At 67.0% G+C, this 2,975-nt stretch carries 3 protein-coding genes; all 3 read right to left on the bottom strand.

The features are described 5' to 3' along the window. Positions 1 to 222 precede the first annotated feature (222 nt). Positions 223 to 996, bottom strand: a complete 774-nt coding sequence (locus ACY5KJ_RS14495) for a transposase family protein (RefSeq protein ID WP_462203585.1) — start codon at positions 994 to 996, stop codon at positions 223 to 225. Between the two features lie 661 nt (positions 997 to 1,657). Beyond that, complete coding sequence (locus tag ACY5KJ_RS14490; protein WP_462188650.1) at positions 1,658 to 2,323, bottom strand: transposase; 666 nt, start codon at positions 2,321 to 2,323, stop codon at positions 1,658 to 1,660. 98 nt (positions 2,324 to 2,421) lie between these two features. Continuing rightward, entirely contained in the window at positions 2,422 to 2,907 is a 486-nt protein-coding gene (locus ACY5KJ_RS14485) for an SAM-dependent methyltransferase (protein ID WP_462203588.1), read from the bottom strand. Positions 2,908 to 2,975 lie beyond the last annotated feature (68 nt).

The following is a 2,975-nucleotide window of genomic DNA, read 5'->3' as shown; positions in this document are numbered from 1 at the left end:
CTCCACAGGGTCCACAAGCTGGCTTTGCCTGCTCAGCCCCCCTTCGGGGGCGCTTTCGCGTTTGCCGCTGGCTCCTGGCTGGACATCAGGTGTCAGCGCGCCTGGCCCCGACTGGGCCCGATCATCTGGGCAACACCGCTACCCCGTGAAGATCGAAGTCGGCGGGCACTAATTATTGACGGCGGTCGAGCTTCCCACCGAGCCTTTTCAAAGTTGGTTGTTCTAATGGCCCTCGCTGGCGAGGACGAGGACGGCCTGGGCGAAGGTGCCGACGCGGCGTGGGCAGCTGCGGAAACGGTCGAATATGTGCCAGTTCTTGAGGACCGCGAATCCTCGTTCGCCTTGTGAGCGGGTGGTGGCGTGGGTCCGGTTGGCCTCCTTGTCACGGTCGGGGAGGTCGTTGTTCTTGGGTTTCTTGATCGGGGCGAGGAGGCGCTCGCCTTCGCCGCCGATGTAGCCCTTGTCCGCGTAGAGGTAGAGCTCCGAACGGTCGATCAGATCGAGAATGTCGTGCATCCGGGCCGCGGTGAGGTCATGGACGGAGCCGGGAAGCCCTTCGGAGATCCAGATCAGCCGGCCGTAGGGGTCGGTGAGGCTCTGCAGGGTGATGCCGTGGTACTTGTGCTTGCCCGAGTAGTACAGCTTGTTATGCGCCCGGACACGATTGGTACGCACGACGGTGCCGTCGAGGATGAGGAAGTTGCTCTGGGTCCACGCGAAAATCCAGGCCGCGGCGAGCAGGGTCCGGCCGTGAGTGGCGAGCAGGCGGACGGCTTCGCGGATGTAGTTGTGGACGGTGCCGACGCTGACCTGGAACCCCTCGGCGAGTCGCTCGTAGCGTTCACCCTTGCGTAGGTGGACGAGTACCAGGAGTGCCTGCTCGTGTGGGGGCAGCTTGCGCCAGGTCCGGCGCTGGGCGCGGTCCTCGGCCAGCAGCCCCGCGAGGAGGGTCAGGGTCGACTCGGGCAGGTCGACGACACCAGGGTAGATTAGCAACGGAAGTCCTCGGTCAAGGGCACAGTGGAGTAGACACCCTGTGATCTACCGGGGACTTCTCTATTTACGGCACCCCTCCGGCCACCGCCCGGCCAACTATCGCCGCCGCCAGATGGCGGAACGACTGGAGCCGGCGCCCGTTCAATTCGCTAATTGGCGATCCTCAACCGCCGAGAGAATCAGACAAACCGAGATTGAAAAGGCTCGATGTGCCACCGTTTCGTCCGTCCTTCGTCTATCAGCTCACAGTCGGCGCGCCGCCCAAGGGCGAGTGCCCTCGGGCGGCGCGGTTTCAGCCCTGATCCACCGCCCGATTTGGCCAGTTAGCGGTGCGATGAACGCGTAAATGCCCTCTGAGCTGGGATGATGGTCTTACTGAAGGAACCATCCGGACCGGCCGAGAGGGCAATGGCGCTGCTTTAAGGTGATCGTCGTGGTTCGAGGCAGTAGAGTTCGATGCAGCGGGTGACGGTGACCACAGCGGGTTCGCCGGGTTTTCGGGCGGGGAAGTCGCCGGTTTTCTTGGTTTTGCGGGGGCTGGCGCGGTCGGGGCGGTCCCGGACGAACGTCGCGGGTTGCAGGATCTTGAGGAGGAAGGTGGCCAGGGCCAGGTCACGCCGGCTGGGGGGAAAGCCCGCCGTGACGGTGTCGGTCGCGGGGGTCAGGGCGTGGCGGAAACTGATCCTGCCCGGGGGATGCCGGCGGCGTCCACGGCGGCGCCGACGAGAGTGTGGATGGCCTGGTAGACGGCGAACAGCGCCCACAGCTCCTGCGCGACGCCTTCGGGGTCCTTGCTGCGCAGGACGGGCTGTCCCTCGCCCCTGTCGGTCTTGTGGTGGCCGATCATGGTCTCGCACTCCCACCTCAGCGGGTAGGCGCACGCCAGGTCGAGCGCCGGGTAGGCGGCGACGTCGAGCAGGTCCGTCACCAGGCAGAACAGCTCCGAGGCGGACTCGGCGCCGCCGGTGGGGGTGGTGTGCACGGTGTACTCGACCACCCGGACCGTGACCGGCGGGCCGTCGGCGGGCCGCGCAGGCGTCAGCTCGGCCAGGTACGTGCCGTCCGCCAGGACCCGGACCGGTGTCAGGGCGAACGACGCCGAGGCCCGCCACAGGATGTGCGCGCCGGTGGCCAGCACGTCGCGGGCCAGCCGGTGGGACAGGAAGTTCCGGTCGGCGAGCACGAGCATGTCAGGTCCATAGCAGCCCCGCAGGTCCGCGGCGAGTGTCTGTTCCCCGGTGGTGAAGGGACCGAACGTGGCACCGACCAGCGCCCCGGTGCCGGACTCGGCCGCCGCCAGCCACCGGACCTGCGGGAACGCCCCCACCCGAGTGCCGTTGGACGGCCGGCCGAACGCGGCGTCGTTGGCCTCGGTGTCCGGCAGGTCGATGGTCGGAGCCTGTCATGGACGGCGAGGCGCGCGGGCTACGGTTTCCGGGCGATTCCGCCATACATGTACACGTGGGCATCGTCCAGCGCAGCCGCCTCCTCGTCGGGATGCCAGTGGTGGACGAGCACTACTCCGGGGTCAAGCAGTTCCATCCCGTCGAAGAAACGCTCGACCGTGCTTTTATCGCGCACGGCCAGCGGAATGCCGTTGGCGTTGTATGCGGCCTCCCCGGCGCGAACTTCCTCGGGCGCGCTGTCGGCCGTGGCGGTCGACAGCGCCAGGATGCTCCCCGCCGGCAACGGGCGCATGAGCCGGTCGATGATGTCCTGAACGGCTGCGTCATCAGTGATGAACTGCACGATCGCGATCAGACTGACCGCCACAGGCTGGCTCAGGTCGAGAGTTTCCCGCAGTTGCTCGGACTCCAGGATCCCCTCCGGGTCGCGGAAGTCGGCGTCGAGATAGGCGGCCCGGCCCTCGGGGGTGCTGGTGAGCGGTAAACATTCACCTGCTTTAGCGATCTTGCTGTAGGTGACGGTTCACGGGCATGGCTGTGGGCCGCGCCGGGCGGGGTGGTTGGGGTCGGGTG

It is taken from the genome of Frankia sp. CcWB3 (assembly GCF_977927595.1).
The sequence above is the reverse complement of the archived record's forward strand: the minus strand, read 5'-3'. Positions and strand labels throughout refer to the sequence as shown.